The following is a 14936-nucleotide window of genomic DNA, read 5'->3' on the forward strand; positions in this document are numbered from 1 at the left end:
GCTTACCCCTTCACCGGAGCGAACAGGGGCAGGCTGATGTCGTCCGTCTGCTTGGCGAACGAGACCTGGACCGGCATGTCGAGCTGCAGCGCCTCGGGCGTCTGCGGGCAGTCCACGATGTTGGTCATCATGGTCGGTCCCTCGGCCAGCTTCACCACCGCGATGGCGTAGGGTTCGGTCCCCATGTCGGGGCGCGGCCGCTGGTTGATGACGTAGGACCACAGAACGCCGGTTCCGCTGGCCTTGTAGACCTCGACGTCGCGTCCGCCGCACTTCGGGCAGAACGGACGCGGCGGGAAGTAGCTGTCCTTACAGGACGTGCAGCGCTGGAGGCGCAGTTCGCCCGCCTTGCAGCCGTCCCAGAAATGGCGCGTCTCCGGAGTCGGCTCCGGCAGCATACGTGGGGGCATCCTGAAATCCGTCCCTTCGAAATCTCGGTTTGTTTTTGACCCGCGCAATAGCAGGCGCGCCAACAAAGACGAGACCGGCGCGCTTGTCACGCGCCGTTCGGGAGGATGGCGTCAGTCCGCGAGCAGATCCACGTAGGGCCCGAAGTCGGGCAGGTGGCCGATCCGCAGGAAGTGGTCGGTCCACAGCCAATAGCGCGGCGGATTGTAGAGATGCTCGGAGGACGCGTCGGCGGGGAAGAGGTCGCCGGCCAGGTCCTCGCGCACCAGGAAGGCGTTCGACCCCGTGATGTTCGTGCCGACCAGCCGGTAGCCCTTCGCCTCCGACGTCCGCGCGATCGCCTTCAGGCTGGCGCCGAAATAGTCGCCGCCCGCCCAGCTTCGCCGGGGGTCATAGGTCTGCTGCTTGGCCAGGTGCGCCGGGAACTTGGCGTTGTACTCGATGCAGACGACCTTGGGGCGGGCGGCCAGGCTCTCCAGCAGGTAGATGTCGTTGCCGTCGATATCGATCGACAGGAAGTCGAGGTCGTCGGCCACGCCGAGGTCGGTGAAGAGCCGGTTGATGTTGTCGGCGGTGACCATGCCGATCGCCAGCACCAAGCGCCGGTTCAGGATCGAGGCGAACTTGGATTCGATCGCCGCCCGCCGTCGCGCATCGCCCTCGACCCAGGCGCCCCGCCACCCCTTGTGGATCAGGTAGAGCGAGTTGCACTCCAGCCCGTTCTCGACGCCGATCTCGACGAACCGCCCCTGCGAGATCCCCAGGCGCCGGAAGATCTCTTCCAGGATGCCGTCCTCGTCGGCCTGGCTGTAGACCTTGAAACCGTAGGGTTCGAGGCGCTTCGGGTCCTCGCGCAGCGGCGTCAGCAGGCGTTCGATTTCGGCCCGCGCCTGGTAGCCGTTGTTCCGCTGCATCTGCGCGCTCAGACGCTCGAGGATCTTTTCGACGGGCACAGGCATGGATCGGTCCGCACGGCTGGATTGCGCGGCTAGGGCATAGGCTGTTTGCGGCGCGGCGGGCAACCGCCCGGAACCGGCGGGAACTGGCTAGAACCGGCTGGTCGGCCGCTGGCCGAAGGCCTCCACGTCGGCTGCCGTCACCGGCTCCTTGTAGTCGTTGCCGAAGTGGGTCCGCAGATATCCAATCAGGGCCTGGGCCTGCTCCTTGCTCAGCGCATCCTTGAACCAGGGCATGCCGCCCTTGCCGTTGGCGATGATGTAGGACGCGTAGGCGGTCGTGCCGAGCCGTGGATTGCGGGCCAGAGCCGGGAAGGCGCCCGCGCCCACGGCCCCCTTGGCGTCGGGCATGTGGCAGGCTTGGCAATAGGTCCGGTAGACCTCCTCGCCGGTCTTTGCGACGGGGGGCTTGCTGCCCCCGGGGCCGGGCTCGTCTGCGAGAGCGGGCGCGGCGACGGCGGCCAGGGCGGCGGCGGCGATGAGCAGGCGACGCATGGTCTTCAGGCCTCCAGGGCGCGCTTGTGCAGGCGGGTGATGGCGTCGATGGACGAGAGCAGCGAGCCCTCCATCCAGCAGCCGACGTAGGAGGCATGCTCGCCCGCCAGGACGATGCGGTCCTCCAGCGACACCAATTCTTGGTAGTGCTCGCGCCGGGTCTCCTCGTTCCAGCGGGCGCAGCAGCCCATCACCCACGGGACGCGGTTCCACGCTACCGACGCGCCGTTCAGGAACTCCTTGCGGTACTGCTCCGGGTGGAAGACCGAGCCCTGCGCCAAGGCGACTTCGATCCGCTGCTCCGGGGTCATGCCGCCCAGCCGATAGCCGCCCGGGCCGCCCGCGAACGCGCCCAGCAGCACTGCGGGGCCATCCTGGAAGAAGTTGTTGTTGGGATAGGAGATCAGGCCGATCTCCTGGCTGGTGAACGAGTGACCCCCGAAGATGTCCTGGTCCTCTTCCCAGAACCGGCGCCGCATCTCGAGGCCGATCTTGACCGAGTTCGTGTAGGGCACCGCCGAGATCGCGGCTTGCTTCTTGTCCGACAGATTGGTCTCGATCTGGCTCAGCACCGTCAGCGGAATGGTGCAGACGCAGAAGTCGGCCTTCGCGGTGACGGTCCCGCCCTTGACGGTGTCGGCATAGGTGACGCTGACGCCGGACTTGTCCTGGAAGAGCTTTGTCACCTTCGCGTTGTAGGTGATCAGGTGGCCGACCTGCCGGGCGAACCCCTCGCCGATCTTCCCCATGCCGCCCACCGGCTGGAACATGGTGGTCTGGAATTCGTCGTTCATGAAGAAGGCCATGTTGGCCGCGATGCCCGACTTCAGCACCTCGTCGAACGGCAGCAGGTCCGACGGCTTCGGCGCGCCGTTCACGCCGCCGCCGGGCGGCAATTCGAAGCCCCGGTGGCTGGAGGACGCCAGGCCCTTCACATAGCGCATGTCCTTGTCGAGCATGCCCCACGAGCGCAGCGCTTCCTTCAGGCGGTCGGTGTCCTCGGGCGTCAGCTTCGTATCCAGCGCCTTCTGGTCGATGGCCTTGCCCAGCAGCTCGGCGATCCCGCCCTCGAAGTCCGCCGCCAGCGACCGGAAGCGTTGCGGCTGGCCGCCGAAGGCGTCGACGTTGTGGACATAGGCGTTGTGGTTGAACTGGATGAACGGCTCGAGCGCCACGCCGAACGCCTTGCAATAGTGCAGGAGCGTCTTGTGGTGGTGCGGGATCCGCCAGGGGCCGGGGTTGAGGTAGTTGCCCTTGGCGAACCCTACGTTCTGGGTCGCGCCGCCCATCTCGGTGTACTTGTCGCCGCCGTAGAGCGACCAGTTGCGGCCGCCGGGCCGGTTCTGGAACTCCAGGATCTGGACCTTGTAGCCGGCCTTTTGCAGCTCGTAGGCGGCCAGCATCCCCGCCAGGCCCGCGCCCAGGACGATCACCGTCGAGCCCTTGCGCGCACCCTCCAGCTTCGGCGGGCCGGGGAACCGCGTCTCCGCCGCATGACCGAAGGTGGTCATCATCTGGTAGACCGCCGCCGTGCCGCCCATCAGCCCGATGGCGTGCAGCAGTTGCCGCCTCGTCGGCGTGCCGCGCCCCGTGTCCATGCTCACCCCTCGTTCGCCCGGTTCTTGGCCTCCGGCCTACAGACGCCGCGGGGGCCCTGGGGAGGGACAGTGCGCCCCGCGGCCGCGAAATCCTATCGAATGCGCGGAAACGGGCGGCCGGTGTCCAGAGCGTGGGCAGGCGTGGCCGTGGCGGGTCTTGCAAGCGGCCCGAACGCCGGGCCAGATGCCGCGCAAATCATACAGGGCAGGGACGGCCATGGTTGCGTATCGAGGAAACGGTGAGGTCCTGGCAACGTCGGGCATGTCGCGCCGGCGCCTGCTGGGGGCGGCGACGGGGCTGGCCGCCGGGGCGCTCGCCGCGCCGGCTTTCGGCGCCCGCAAGCTCGCGCCGAGCGACCGCGTCAACGTGGCAGTGATCGGCGCCGGCGGCCAGGGCGCGTCCAACATGTCCAAGCTGGTGAGCCAGAACATCGTGGCCATGTGCGACGTGGACTACGGCAAGGTGAACCGCTCGCTGCTGGACAGCCAGTTCCGCATGATCCCGGACCGTGCGCCGCTGAAGGAGGCGTACGACAAGGCCGCGAAGCACGGCGATTACCGCAGGATGTTCGACACCCAGAAGGACATCGACGCCGTCGTCATCGCCACGCCCGACCATCACCACGCGGTCGCCGCCCGCATGGCCATGGAGCGCGGCATCCACGTCTATGTGCAGAAGCCGCTGACCTACACGGTCGAAGAAGGCCGCCGCCTGCTCGACCTGGCGAAGAAGAACCCCGGGCTGGTCACCCAGATGGGCAACCAGGGCCACTCGGGCGACGATGGCCGGCGCGTGGTCGAGCTGATCCGCGGCGGGCTGATCGGCAAGGTCACCGAGGTCCACGTCTGGACCAACCGGCCAGTGTGGCCACAGGGTGTGGCGAAGCCGCCGCCGGTCCCCGTGCCGACCGGCCTGGACTGGCAGACGTGGCTGGGCCCGGCCAACGTCGACTGGGGCTACAATCCCGACTATGCCCACTTCAACTGGCGCGGCTGGGTGCCGTTCGGCACCGGCGCCCTGGGCGACATGGGCGCCCACCTGATCGACTTCCCGTTCTGGGCGCTGGAACCCGGCTTGCCGACGCGCATCGAGACCCGCCATTCGCGCTGGCCCGGCGGCGCGAGCCTCTGGGACTCGAAGCGCCCCGCCGAACTGACCGGCTACCCGCTGGCCAGCGTCGCCCACTACGAGTTCGGCAAGGCGAAGGGCGGGCCCCTGCAGATGACCTGGTACGACGGTGGGATCCTGCCGCCGACGCCCAAGGGCTTCCCGGCGAACCTGAAGATGAGCCCCGACGGCGGCGTCCTCTTCGTGGGGACCAAGGGCATGTTGATGCACGAGACCTATGGCGAGAAACCCACCCTGATCGGCGAAGGGCTGGAGGAGAAGGCCACGAAGATCCCGCAATCCCTGCCGCGCGTCGCCGGCGGCCTTGGCGGCCACGAGATGAACTGGATCCGCGCCATCCGCGGCGAGGAGAAGGCCTCCTGCCCGTTCGAATACGCCGTGCCGCTGAACGAGACGATGATCCTGGGCGTGGTGGCCCTGCGCGCCGACCAGGCCATCGAGTACGACGGCGTCGCGGGCCGGGTCACCAACGCGCCGGACGCCAACCAGTACCTCAGCCGCCAGTACCGCAAGGGCTGGGAGCTCTAGGCGCGCGACCATGGACCTGCAGCGCTTCCTTGATGCCCAGGACGCGCCGACCGGCGGGACCACGATCTACGAACAGGCGCTCGCCGAGCTGACGGCGGGCGCCAAGCGCACCCACTGGATGTGGTTCGTCTTCCCCCAGCTCGCCGGCCTGGGTCACAGCACCATGGCTCAGCGCTACGCAATCGCCGACCTGGCGGAGGCCCGGGCCTATCTGGCACATCCGGCGCTGGGGCCTCGCCTGCGCGCCTGCGTGGCGGCGGTGAACGGCGTGCAGGGCAGGAGCGCCCACGAGATCATGGGCAGCCCGGACGACCTCAAGCTGCGCTCCTGTCTCACACTTTTCGCGGAGGCGGGCGGCGGCGCGGCGTTCGAAGCTGCGCTCGATCGCTACTTCGAGGGTGCGCCTGACCCCGCGACCCTGGAGCGGCTCGGGCCCGCCTGAGCCCAAGATGGGCGAAATCAAATGTTGCCGTGAGAAACGCCTGAAGCGCCGCGGTGAAGGTGCGCCATCGCACGCCTTCACCCAGGAGCACTCATGGCCCGCGGCGCCCACAACCAACCCGACCTCTACGCCTTCACTTTCGACGCCGCCGGCGCGGTGACCTCGGTCGCAGAGATCGAGCGCAACGGCCGTCTCGACTACGAGCGCATCGAGCGCGGCGAGAGCTACCGCCTCCAGGATGGCCTGGTCGTGAAGACCGAGATCGACGGCGGCGAGCAGGACTGGACGGCCTACGCCGACCCCGATGGCGACGGCCGCTGGGCCGAGATCGCCGAGGGCGAAGGTGCGCCGGACGCCGGCCTGCTGGCCCTGCTGCGCGGCGAGCCCGCCGAAACGGCGCCGCCGGTGGCCGCGCCCCCGGGCGCGGACCAGTACGTCTTCTCTTTCGACGCGCTGGGCCGGATCGTGGCCGTCGCCGAGCTGGAGCGGAATGGCCGGCTGGACCTCGAGAAGATCGAACGCGGCGAGAGCTATGAGCGGGTGAACGGCTTCGTGGTGAAGACCGAGCTCGACGATGGCCAGGTGGAACAGACCCTCTTCGCCGATCCCGACGGCGACGGCGTCTGGGCCCAGATCGCCCAGGTCCAGGGTGGCTCGCTGTTTTCCGGCGCGCTTTTCTAGGCGGCGTCCGCCACGCCTTGGAGCGGGCCGAACGTCCGCTCGAAGGCGTGCAGGCCGGGCGCGCTGAACGCGACGATCCGTGTCCCGTCCAGGCGTCGCGCCCAGCCCAGGTCGTAGATCCGGGTCAGCAGGCCCGCGCCCATGATCCCGGCCAGGTGGCTGCGCCGCGCGCTCCAGTCGAGGCAGGCCTTGCACAGCGGCCGCCGGCCCGAGGCCTCGACCGCCACGCCGAACTCGCGGGCGAAGGCGCGGCCGGCCTCGGTCAGCGACAACGACCCGCCCTCGTCGCGGATCCGGCCCTGGGCGACCAGGGCGTCCAGCATCGCTACACCCGCGTCCCCGGCCAAGTGGTCGTAGCAGATCCGCGCCCGGCGCATCGCCGGGTCACGCGGGCCGGGGCGGGTGCGCATATGCCCCGCGCGGTCGGCCAGCACGGCCAGTTGCTCCATAACCTCCGCCACGTCCGTGCCCGCCAGCGCGAAGTAGTTGTGCCGACCCTGATGGCGGCGGGTCAGCAGGCCCCCCTGTTCCAGCTTGGCCAGGTGGGCGCTGGCGGTCTGGGGCGTGACGCCGGCCTCACGCGCCAGCTCGCCGGCGGTCAAGGCTTGGCCGCCCATCAGCGCCGACAGCATGTTGGCCCGCGCCGGGTCGCCCAGCAGGGCGGCGATACGGGTGATGTCGGGACCCAGCTTCATGGCGGTTATCATAGCGGCTCGCGCGCAGGGATGCTTCGGCCCGCGTCGAAACGCGGCCGGCGTCTCAGGGGCTACGGCTTGGGTGTTCAACCGGAGCCGTCCATGACCGTGACCTGCTGTATCCGCTATGTGATCGACCCCTTCCAGAGGGACGCCTTCGAGGCCTACGCCCGCAACTGGCTGACCATCATCCCGGCCTGCGGCGGCGACCTGCTGGGCTACTTCCTGCCGCACGAAGGGACCAACAACGTCGCCATGGCGATGATCTCGTTCGACAGCCTGGCCGCCTACGAGGCCTACCGCGCGCGCCTCAAGACCGATCCCGCCGGCCGCGCCAACTTCGCGATGGCCCAGGAGAAGCGCTTCATTCTGTCGGAGGAGCGGACGTGGCTGACGCCGGTCGCGGCCTGAAACTGGCCGCGGCCTAGCTCCGCAGGGTGTTCTCGGCCTTCATGGCCTCATAGGCGCGGCGCAGGGTGGCGGCCGCCTCGTCGATGACGTCGTGAAAAAGGTCGAGCTGGCGTTCGTACTCGCCGTTCTCGAGCTTCTCGATCACTGGATCGACTTCCGCCGGCTTGAGCTTCGCGTTCGCCGCCATCACCCACCTCTCTCGTTGCGGCGGAGGATGCGCCAGGCGTGGCTTCCCCCCGATTAACGGGCGGGCGCGAGGCCTGTGGATAAATTGCGGCGTCCCGTCGCAGCCTAGACCGGGGCTGTGGATAGTTTGCGCCGCTCCGTCGAAAGGGCGAGCTCGGCCCAGATCGCGTCCTGCCGCGCCGTGTCGCCAGCGGCCTCGGCCGCGGCTTGTGCCTCGATGAGCGCGGCGCGCAGCCGGTCGTTCTCGGTCTTCAGGACGGACAGGTGAAGGTCGGCGTCCTCTCCGGACTCGCCCAGCAGGGCGCGGATCGCCCGATTCTCCTCCACCAGGATGTGCGCCTGCCGGTCCCACATCTCGCCGGTCAGCATCAGCAGCATGGCCGACAGCGAGAGGTCCGACGTGCGCTCGGCCTCGGGCACGCCCGGCATGGCGTTCTTCATCAAGAGGCCGGCCAGTTCGGCCAGCACGGACGGGACGGGCGGGTTCATAGCTTCCCCATCACCTGCAGCATGGCCCGGTCCTGAGCATTGATCAGCCACCAGGCGGGATAGACCATGATCGGCGCCCGATTGCCGCCGCGGTTGAAGGCGGCGGCCGAGCCCACCCAGATGCCCTGGCCCTTCACGCAGTTGAACAGGATCCACCAGTGGAGGGCCGATGGGTTCGCCCTGAGCCCGCTGGCCCGCTCCCAGATGGCCACGGCCTCGTCACGGTCGCAGAGGCCGCCCGCCTTGCCGGTGCGGCCGAAGCTCCACACCGGTTGCAGGCTCCAGCCCAGATCCTCCAGCGGATCGCCCAGGTGGCTCATCTCCCAGTCCAGCACGCCGTGGATCTCGCCGGCCTCGTCGAACAGGAAATTGCCGGTCCGGTAGTCGCCGTGCACCACGCTCAGCTTCTGGGCCGGTGGCGGCGGGTTGGCCCGCAGCCAGCGGATCGCGGCGCGGGTGACGGGCAGGGGCTCGGCCTGGTCCTTGTCAATCAACGCTTCCCAGTGGTCGAGCTCGCGCCTCCAGCAGCCGTCCAACGCCGGCGCTTCCATCCACTGGGTGAGGCCGACGGCGGCCGGGTCGGCCTTGGCGATCTCGCCCAGGATCGTCCACTTGCGCTCGGCCACCCGGGGCAGCACGGCGTCGAAGGCGCCCGACAGCAGCATCTGCGGCGAGGCCTGGAAGCCCGCGATCTCCTCGGCCACGAAGAACGGATGGTCCAGGGCCGCGTCGGATTCCTCCAGCCATAGCATCTCGGGCACCGGGACGGCGGAGCCGCGGAAGGCGCGATAGGCCTCGAACTCGACGCGCCGTTCGGTGTCGATCAGGCTGGCCGGCGGATCGCGGCGCAGGATCAGCTTGCGGGCTCTCGCTTGCCCGCCCTCGCTCCAGGCCAGGGTGAAGCGGTACGTCTCACGGCTGGCCCCACCCGAGATCCGCTCCAGCGACGAGACGGTCAGATCGGAAGCGCCTGGAATCTTGCCGGCGATGTAGGCCGCGAGACGCGGTTCCAGGGGATGGCTCAACGCGACGCCCTCGCGCCGCTCAGGACATCTTGAACCGGATTGGCAGCCGCTTGGGACCGTTCACGAACACCGCCTGGCTGTTCACCGGCTCGCCGGCCAACTCCACTGACTGGAGGCGCGGCAGCATCTCTTCCCAGAGGATCCGCATTTCCATCTTTGCCAGGTGCTGGCCCAGGCAAAGGTGCGCGCCATAGCCGAACGCCAGGTGCTTGTTGGGTTTGCGCTCGATCCTGAACTCGTTCGGCGCCTCGAAGACCTCCTCGTCCCGGTTGCCCGAGGCGTAGCAGAGCATCAGCCAGTCATCCTTCTTCATCTGGCGGCCGGCGAACTCGGTGTCGGCGGTCACCGTGCGCATGAAGGTCTTCACCGGGGTGGTCCAGCGGATGCTCTCGTCCACCAGGCCCGGGATGAGCGACAGGTCGGCCTTCACCTTCCGGAACTGGTCGGGGTTCTCGGCCAGCGCCCACATGGCTCCACCGGTGGAGGAGGAGGTGGTGTCGTGCCCGGCGGTGGCGACGATGATGTAATAGCTCATCGCCTCCAGGTCCGAGATCGGCTGGCCGTCGATCTGGCTGTTGGCGATCAGGGTGGCCAGGTCGTCGGTGGGATTTTTCCGACGGGCTTCCGACAGCTCGCGGAAATAGTTCGAGAAGTCGACGATCACGCCGAAGTCGAAGTCGCGGTCGGGGGCGTCCACGAAGGTCGCGGCCTCGCCGCCGCGGCCCAGCTCCGGATCGGCGGCGCCGAACAGCTCCTGGGTCAGCTTCAGCATCCGAGGCTCGTCGCTCTCCGGCACGCCCAGGATGGTCATGATCACGTGCAGCGGGAAGTGCAGGGCCACCTCGTTGACAAAGTCGCACTCGCCGCCCTTGGCCGCCATCTTGTCCACCGAGGCCCGGGCGATCACCCGGATGCGGTCTTCCAGCTTCTTCAGGCTCTGCGGCATGAACCACGCCTGGGTCAGCGCGCGGTACTTGTGGTGGTCGGGCGCGTCCATGTGGATCAGCGTCCGCAGCAGGTGCGGGCTGCCGCCCATCATCTCGCGGACCTTCTTGTCCACCGCCTGGCTGGTCAGGGTGGGGGAGCGGTCGCCATTGTGGAACAGGTCGTTCTGCCGGCTGATCTCCAGGATGTCGGCGTGCTTGGTCGCCACCCAGAACGGATCGACGCCCTCGATCTTGGCCACGCCCATCGGCTCGTTCTCACGCAGCCAGCGATAGGTCTCGTGGATCGTCCCGTCGGCATAGGCCTGGGGCGTCGCCAGGGTGTCCGCCAGCGGCTGCGGAATCCGGTGGTCGGTCGGTGTCATCACGCCCATTCGCAAAATCGTCGCCGGCCTGACGCGAGGTCACGCGGGACGACGCCTCCCGTTGTTCTTATCGTGGGCGGAGTTGATACCCCCACGCGACGGCCCGCAAGCATGACCGCGCGTCAACCGGAGGCGCCAAAGCGATGCTGACCAAGGGCGACGACTATCCGATCCACCAGACGCCGGAACCGATCGCCTACGCCGGCTCGGACCGCAATTTCTACGACCGCTATTTCTTCAACGCCTACGCCCCGGACGGCTCGGCGTTCGTGGCGATCGCCTATGGCGTCTATCCCGCGCTGAACGTGGCCGACGCCCACATCGCCATCGTGAAGGACGGCAAGGAGCGCTGCCTGCACGCCTCGCGGGTGCTGGGGTTGGAGCGGATGGACCTGAGCGTCGGGCCGATCGCCATCGACATCCTCGAGCCGCTGCAGAAACTGAAGGTGACCGTCGCCAAGGCCGAGGGCATCGCCGGCGAGATCGTCTTCGAGGGCCGCGCCTTCCCGATCGAGGAGCCGCGGTTCGTGAAGCGCAACGGCCCGCGCCTGTTCATGGACTACACCCGCCTCACCCAGAACGTCCGCGCCTCGGGCTGGCTGGAGGTCGACGGCGAGCGGATCGAGGTATCGGGCTGGGTCGGCACGCGCGATCGCTCATGGGGCATCCGGCCGGTCGGGGCGCCCGATCCGCAGCCGACGCCGGGCGCGGGGATCACCGGCTTCTTCTGGCAGTGGACCCCGCTGAACTTCGCCGACCGCTCGGTCTATTTCCACATCAACGCCGATCCCGACGGCAAGCCGTGGAACACGCGGGCAGTGATCCTGGAGGACGGCGCGGGGCCGGAAGGCGGCTACCACACCGACACCGCGACCATGGCGACCGAGCTCATCCCCGGCACCCGCCACGCCAAGGGCGGTGTGCTGACCATTCCGATGGAGCAGGGGGCGGCCACGGTGAAGATCGAGCCGGTGGCGACCTTCCTGATGCGCGGCATCGGCTATGGCGGCGACTGGCGCCACGGGGGGCTGAAGGGTGAGCTGGCGGTGGCCCGCGAGGATCTCGACGCCGAGACCTTCGACCCCAACGACATGGGCAACCTGCACATCCAGGCGATCAGCAAGGCGACGCTCTCGGTTCCCGGTCAGCCCGACCAGCAGGGCGTGGGCGTGTTCGAGCAACTGATCCTGGGGCCCTACAGGCCGTTGGGGTTCTAGCTACTTCGCCATCGTGGCCATGACGCGGGCGATCGCCGGCAGCATCAGGGCGCCCAGCAGCGACGGGAAGATGAAGAGGATCAGCGGCACGGTCAGCTTGGCCGACAGCCCCAGAGCCTTTTCCTCGGCCCGCAGCATCCGCTTCTGGCGCATGTCGGTGGAGAACACCGACAGGGTCTCGCCCAGGCTGGTGCCCATCTCCTCGGCCTGGCGCAGCATGGTGGCCAGGGCCCGGGCGTCTTCGATTCCCAGGCGATCGGCGAAGGCGGTCCAGGCGTCCTTGCGCGCTCGGCCGGCGCGCAGCTCCAGCACCAGGAAGCGGAGGTGGACGGTGAGCGACGGATAGCGCCGCTCCAGCTCCTCGGTAACGCGGGTGACCGCCGCGTCGAGCGAGAGACCGGCTTCCACCGAGGCCACGAGCAAGTCGAGCAGGTCGGGGAAGCCCTCGCTGTATTCCCGCTCGCGCTTGGTCTTGCGGCTGTTGAGGACCAGCTCGGGCCCATAGAGCGCGATCAGCGACACGCCGACCGCCAGGGCGAGGCCACCGATGCTTCCACCCTTCTTCGCCAGCATCATCGGCAGCGTCAGCATCACCGCCACCGTGGCGATCGCGAGCGCCGCGGCCTTCACGCCCAGGAAGATGACGGGCGCTTCGCGGCTGTAGAAGCCGGCCTGCATCAGGCGCGAACGCAGCAGCGACACCTTGGCTGGATCGCGCACCGCGCTCTGTTGGCCCAGCCGGCGCACGGTGGACAGAAGCTGGTCGGCCAGGACGTTGCCGGACTTCTCCACCAGCGGCTCGCCGGGACGGCCGGCGCCCTGTCCGGCGGTCGCGCCGGCGCCGGCGAGGCGGCGGCCCCGCTGGGCGCGAACGCGGAGCTCGTTGACGCCGACGAAGGTCAGGCCGCCCAGGGCGCCGACCGTCAGCACGAGGCCGGCCAGATAGATGATCGTCTCGAGGGCCACGGGTCAGATCCGCATGTCGATCATGCGGCGCATGATCATGTTGCCGAGGAAGATCCAGAAACCGATCACGGCCAGGCCGTACTTCACGACGGGATCGTCGATCACCTCGCCGTAGAAGCTGGGCGACATCACCATGATCGCGCCCACGGCGACGAACGGCGCCGAGGTCAGGATCATCGCCGAGGCCCGGCCTTCCGACGACGCCGCCTTGATCTTCAGACGCATCTTGTGACGGTCGCGCACGGTGTTGGCGTTGAGCTTCAGCAGGCCGGTGAGGTTGCCGCCCGTCCGTTCCTGCAGCCGGACCGTCGCGCCGAACAGGTCCACGTCCGGATGCTGGCATCGCTCGCACATGCGCGCGACGGCCTGTTCCAGCGTGGCGCCATAGGCGATCTCGTCGGCCGCCATGCCGAACTCCGTCCCGACCGGGTCGCTCATCTCGCGGCCCACCAGGGCCACGGCGGCGGGCACCGGGTGGCCGGCCTCGAGGCTTCGGACGATGATGTCCAGCGCCTGGGGCAGCTGGAAGCCCAGGGCTGCGCTGCGCTTGTTCGCCTTGATCTTAAGGAAGCCCAGGGGCGCAATGACGCCGCCCAGGGCCGCGCCGGCCACGAAGCCGAAGGGCGTGCGGGAGAGCATCCCCAGCCCCACGCAGCCCACGACGGCGGCGACGGCGACGTAGGTCAGCCACTTCTTCTGGTCGTAGGGCAGGCCCGAAGCCACGATCAGGTTCGACAGCCAGCGCAGGCGTTCCGCCCGGTCGCCGGAGGCGGTCAGGCCACGCTGCTTGCGAAGCTCGACCACCAGGGCGGAGATGCCCTCGATCTTCTCGCCGACCTTCAGGCGCTGGTTCAGCTTGCGCTTCTGGGTGGCGACCGTGAGCAGGCCGCTCAGGCCCTGGACGCCCGCGAAGACCGCGGCGCCGATCATCACCATGACGATGGTCTTGACGTCGATCGCCATCCTCAGAGCGCCTTGGTGGGGTCGAAGTTGGCCGTGTCGTAGGGGATGCCGCGGCGGATCATCTCGTCCAGGCAGCGCGGGCGCAGGCCGGTGGCGCGATGCTCGCCGTGCACCGTGCCGTCCGGGTCGGTATGGGTGCGGTTGAACAGGAAGATGTCCTGCATCTGCACAACGTTGCCTTCCATGCCGACGATCTCGGTGACGTGGGTCACCTTCCGCTTGCCGTCCGACAGGCGGTTGACCTGCACCACGAGGCCGACGGCCGAGGCGATCTGATAGCGCACCGCCTCCGGTCCGATGTTCATACCGCCCATGGCGACCATCTGCTCCAGGCGGCTGATGGCCTCGCGCGGGTTGTTCGAGTGGATCGTGGCCATCGAGCCCTCGTGGCCCGTGTTCATGGCCTGCAGCATGTCGAAGGCTTCTTCCGAACGCACCTCGCCCAGGATCACCCGGTCGGGACGCATCCGCAGGGCGTTCTTCACCAGCTCGCGCTGGCGAATCTCGCCCTTGCCCTCGATGTTCGGCGGCCGGGTCTCCATGCGGACGACGTGCGGCTGCTGCAGCTGCAGTTCGGCGGCGTCCTCGATGGTGATCAGGCGCTCGCCCTCGCTGATCGCCGCCGAAAGGGCGTTCAGCAGGGTGGTCTTGCCCGAGCCGGTGCCGCCCGAGATCACCGTCGAAACGCGGCAGCGCGACGCGCCCCACAGGAAGTCCGCCATGCTCTGCGTCATGGCGCCGAACTCGACCAGCTTCTCCAGCGTCAGCGGCTTCTTCGAGAACTTCCGGATGGAGACCGAGCAGCCATCGATGGCGATGGGCGGTATGGCGGCGTTCACCCGGCTGCCGTCGGCCAGACGGGCGTCGACCATGGGCTGGCTTTCGTCGATCCGGCGGCCGACGCCGGCGACGATACGCTGGACGATGCGCAGCAGGTGATCGTTGTCGCGGAAGCGGATGGGGGTGAGCTCGAGCTCGCCGCGTCGCTCGACGTAGACCTGGAACGGGCCGTTGATCAGGATGTCGTTGATCGACTCGTCCTTGAGCAGCGGCTCGATGGGGCCGAGGCCCACCATTTCGTCGTAGATCGAGGCGCCGAGCTCGGCGAGCTCCTTGGTGTTCAGCGCCATGCGCTCGGCTTGGGCGAACTGGGTGACCAGGTTCAGCACCTGCCGGCGCAGTTCGGTCTCCTCCAGCTTGTCCAGCTTGGAGAGATCCAGTTCGTCGATCAGCCGCGAGTGAAGGCGCAGGCGAAGGTCGAGGTTGGCGTCGCGCTGCGGGGCCTTCGGCTTGGCCTCGGGCTTCGGGGTGGGGGCCGGCTGCGCCGCGATCGGGGCCGCGGGCTGCGGCTGGGCCACCGGGGCCGGCGCGGGACGGGCGAGGCTGAAGCGGCCCATCCTACTTCGCGCCCTTCAACAGCGTCGAAGGGCGCGCGATG

17 protein-coding genes are annotated in these 14936 nt (G+C 68.6%); 5 read left to right on the forward strand and 12 right to left on the reverse strand.

Going from position 1 to position 14936, the window contains the following annotated elements:
• Positions 1–2: 2 nt before the first annotated feature.
• The 4 genes from ACODSY_RS04580 to ACODSY_RS04595 form a co-directional block, all read right to left on the reverse strand.
• Positions 3–410, reverse strand: coding sequence for a Zn-ribbon domain-containing OB-fold protein (locus ACODSY_RS04580; protein WP_488950474.1), 408 nt, complete (start codon positions 408–410; stop codon positions 3–5).
• Positions 411–521: 111 nt separating this feature from the next.
• Positions 522–1367 carry a hypothetical protein gene (locus tag ACODSY_RS04585; protein WP_488950475.1) on the reverse strand — a complete coding sequence of 282 codons (846 nt, stop codon included), beginning with the start codon at positions 1365–1367 and terminating at the stop codon, positions 522–524.
• Between the two features lie 87 nt (positions 1368–1454).
• Positions 1455–1859, reverse strand: coding sequence for a c-type cytochrome (locus ACODSY_RS04590; RefSeq protein ID WP_488950476.1), 405 nt, complete (start codon positions 1857–1859; stop codon positions 1455–1457).
• Between the two features lie 5 nt (positions 1860–1864).
• Positions 1865–3457: a flavin monoamine oxidase family protein gene (locus ACODSY_RS04595; protein WP_488950477.1), complete on the reverse strand. Its 1593-nt coding sequence runs from the start codon at positions 3455–3457 to the stop codon at positions 1865–1867.
• A 262-nt stretch (positions 3458–3719) separates the two neighbouring features.
• On the opposite strand from ACODSY_RS04595, the gene ACODSY_RS04600 reads away from it, so the two are divergent.
• From ACODSY_RS04600 to ACODSY_RS04610, 3 genes are all read left to right on the forward strand, one after another.
• On the forward strand, positions 3720–5114 hold the full coding sequence (locus ACODSY_RS04600; RefSeq protein WP_488950478.1) for a Gfo/Idh/MocA family protein: 1395 nt from the start codon (positions 3720–3722) through the stop codon (positions 5112–5114).
• A 10-nt stretch (positions 5115–5124) separates the two neighbouring features.
• Positions 5125–5556, forward strand: coding sequence for a DUF1810 domain-containing protein (locus ACODSY_RS04605; protein WP_488950479.1), 432 nt, complete (start codon positions 5125–5127; stop codon positions 5554–5556).
• Positions 5557–5649: 93 nt separating this feature from the next.
• The gene (locus ACODSY_RS04610) at positions 5650–6237 is read left to right on the forward strand and encodes a hypothetical protein (protein ID WP_488950480.1); all 588 of its coding nucleotides are present in this window, start codon (positions 5650–5652) and stop codon (positions 6235–6237) included.
• Here the strand turns inward: ACODSY_RS04610 and ACODSY_RS04615 are convergent.
• Positions 6234–6932 carry an ArsR/SmtB family transcription factor gene (locus ACODSY_RS04615; RefSeq protein ID WP_488950481.1) on the reverse strand — a complete coding sequence of 233 codons (699 nt, stop codon included), beginning with the start codon at positions 6930–6932 and terminating at the stop codon, positions 6234–6236. The two genes, ACODSY_RS04610 and ACODSY_RS04615, sit on opposite strands and share 4 nt — an antisense overlap.
• Before the next feature lie 102 nt (positions 6933–7034).
• On the opposite strand from ACODSY_RS04615, the gene ACODSY_RS04620 reads away from it, so the two are divergent.
• Positions 7035–7343 (forward strand): NIPSNAP family protein, encoded by a 309-nt coding sequence (locus ACODSY_RS04620; RefSeq protein ID WP_488950482.1) that lies wholly within the window; start codon positions 7035–7037, stop codon positions 7341–7343.
• A 13-nt stretch (positions 7344–7356) separates the two neighbouring features.
• Here the strand turns inward: ACODSY_RS04620 and ACODSY_RS04625 are convergent, their stop codons facing one another.
• From ACODSY_RS04625 to ACODSY_RS04640, 4 genes are all read right to left on the reverse strand, one after another.
• Positions 7357–7530 carry a hypothetical protein gene (locus tag ACODSY_RS04625; protein WP_488950483.1) on the reverse strand — a complete coding sequence of 58 codons (174 nt, stop codon included), beginning with the start codon at positions 7528–7530 and terminating at the stop codon, positions 7357–7359.
• 104 nt (positions 7531–7634) lie between these two features.
• Positions 7635–8018 (reverse strand): hypothetical protein, encoded by a 384-nt coding sequence (locus ACODSY_RS04630; RefSeq protein ID WP_488950484.1) that lies wholly within the window; start codon positions 8016–8018, stop codon positions 7635–7637.
• Positions 8015–9043 carry a phosphotransferase family protein gene (locus ACODSY_RS04635; protein WP_488950485.1) on the reverse strand — a complete coding sequence of 343 codons (1029 nt, stop codon included), beginning with the start codon at positions 9041–9043 and terminating at the stop codon, positions 8015–8017. The genes ACODSY_RS04630 and ACODSY_RS04635 overlap by 4 nt, the downstream gene beginning before the upstream one ends.
• A gap of 19 nt (positions 9044–9062) precedes the next feature.
• A complete protein-coding gene (locus ACODSY_RS04640; protein WP_488950486.1) occupies positions 9063–10361 on the reverse strand; it encodes a cytochrome P450 in 1299 nt (432 codons plus the stop codon).
• A gap of 134 nt (positions 10362–10495) precedes the next feature.
• On the opposite strand from ACODSY_RS04640, the gene ACODSY_RS04645 reads away from it, so the two are divergent.
• Entirely contained in the window at positions 10496–11569 is a 1074-nt protein-coding gene (locus ACODSY_RS04645; RefSeq protein ID WP_488950487.1) for an Rv3169 family protein, read from the forward strand.
• Here ACODSY_RS04645 and ACODSY_RS04650 read toward each other — a convergent pair whose 3' ends face one another.
• Genes ACODSY_RS04650 through ACODSY_RS04660 form a run of 3 tightly spaced genes read right to left on the reverse strand, consistent with a single transcriptional unit; the run spans position 11570 to position 14895 of the window.
• Complete coding sequence (locus ACODSY_RS04650) at positions 11570–12535, reverse strand: type II secretion system F family protein (RefSeq protein ID WP_488950488.1); 966 nt, start codon at positions 12533–12535, stop codon at positions 11570–11572. It lies immediately after the preceding gene.
• A gap of 3 nt (positions 12536–12538) precedes the next feature.
• Positions 12539–13498 carry a type II secretion system F family protein gene (locus ACODSY_RS04655; RefSeq protein ID WP_488950489.1) on the reverse strand — a complete coding sequence of 320 codons (960 nt, stop codon included), beginning with the start codon at positions 13496–13498 and terminating at the stop codon, positions 12539–12541.
• A 2-nt stretch (positions 13499–13500) separates the two neighbouring features.
• Complete coding sequence (locus ACODSY_RS04660) at positions 13501–14895, reverse strand: TadA family conjugal transfer-associated ATPase (RefSeq protein ID WP_488950490.1); 1395 nt, start codon at positions 14893–14895, stop codon at positions 13501–13503.
• Positions 14896–14936: the final 41 nt, after the last annotated feature.

The sequence above is a fragment of the Phenylobacterium sp. FG114 genome, from assembly GCF_057809855.1.

Bases quoted from the DNA above. Each gene is read 5' to 3' on its own strand.
- ACODSY_RS04625 (WP_488950483.1), bottom strand. From the start codon at position 7,530: ATGGCGGCGAACGCGAAGCTCAAGCCGGCGGAAGTCGATCCAGTGATC.
- ACODSY_RS04585 (WP_488950475.1), bottom strand. From the start codon at position 1,367: ATGCCTGTGCCCGTCGAAAAGATCCTCGAGCGTCTGAGCGCGCAGATG.
- ACODSY_RS04660 (WP_488950490.1), bottom strand. From the start codon at position 14,895: ATGGGCCGCTTCAGCCTCGCCCGTCCCGCGCCGGCCCCGGTGGCCCAG.
- ACODSY_RS04580 (WP_488950474.1), bottom strand. From the start codon at position 410: ATGCCCCCACGTATGCTGCCGGAGCCGACTCCGGAGACGCGCCATTTC.
- ACODSY_RS04615 (WP_488950481.1), bottom strand. From the start codon at position 6,932: ATGAAGCTGGGTCCCGACATCACCCGTATCGCCGCCCTGCTGGGCGAC.
- ACODSY_RS04630 (WP_488950484.1), bottom strand. From the start codon at position 8,018: ATGAACCCGCCCGTCCCGTCCGTGCTGGCCGAACTGGCCGGCCTCTTG.
- ACODSY_RS04610 (WP_488950480.1), top strand. From the start codon at position 5,650: ATGGCCCGCGGCGCCCACAACCAACCCGACCTCTACGCCTTCACTTTC.
- ACODSY_RS04655 (WP_488950489.1), bottom strand. From the start codon at position 13,498: ATGGCGATCGACGTCAAGACCATCGTCATGGTGATGATCGGCGCCGCG.
- ACODSY_RS04590 (WP_488950476.1), bottom strand. From the start codon at position 1,859: ATGCGTCGCCTGCTCATCGCCGCCGCCGCCCTGGCCGCCGTCGCCGCG.
- ACODSY_RS04600 (WP_488950478.1), top strand. From the start codon at position 3,720: ATGTCGCGCCGGCGCCTGCTGGGGGCGGCGACGGGGCTGGCCGCCGGG.
- ACODSY_RS04645 (WP_488950487.1), top strand. From the start codon at position 10,496: ATGCTGACCAAGGGCGACGACTATCCGATCCACCAGACGCCGGAACCG.
- ACODSY_RS04640 (WP_488950486.1), bottom strand. From the start codon at position 10,361: ATGGGCGTGATGACACCGACCGACCACCGGATTCCGCAGCCGCTGGCG.
- ACODSY_RS04595 (WP_488950477.1), bottom strand. From the start codon at position 3,457: ATGGACACGGGGCGCGGCACGCCGACGAGGCGGCAACTGCTGCACGCC.
- ACODSY_RS04620 (WP_488950482.1), top strand. From the start codon at position 7,035: ATGACCGTGACCTGCTGTATCCGCTATGTGATCGACCCCTTCCAGAGG.
- ACODSY_RS04605 (WP_488950479.1), top strand. From the start codon at position 5,125: ATGGACCTGCAGCGCTTCCTTGATGCCCAGGACGCGCCGACCGGCGGG.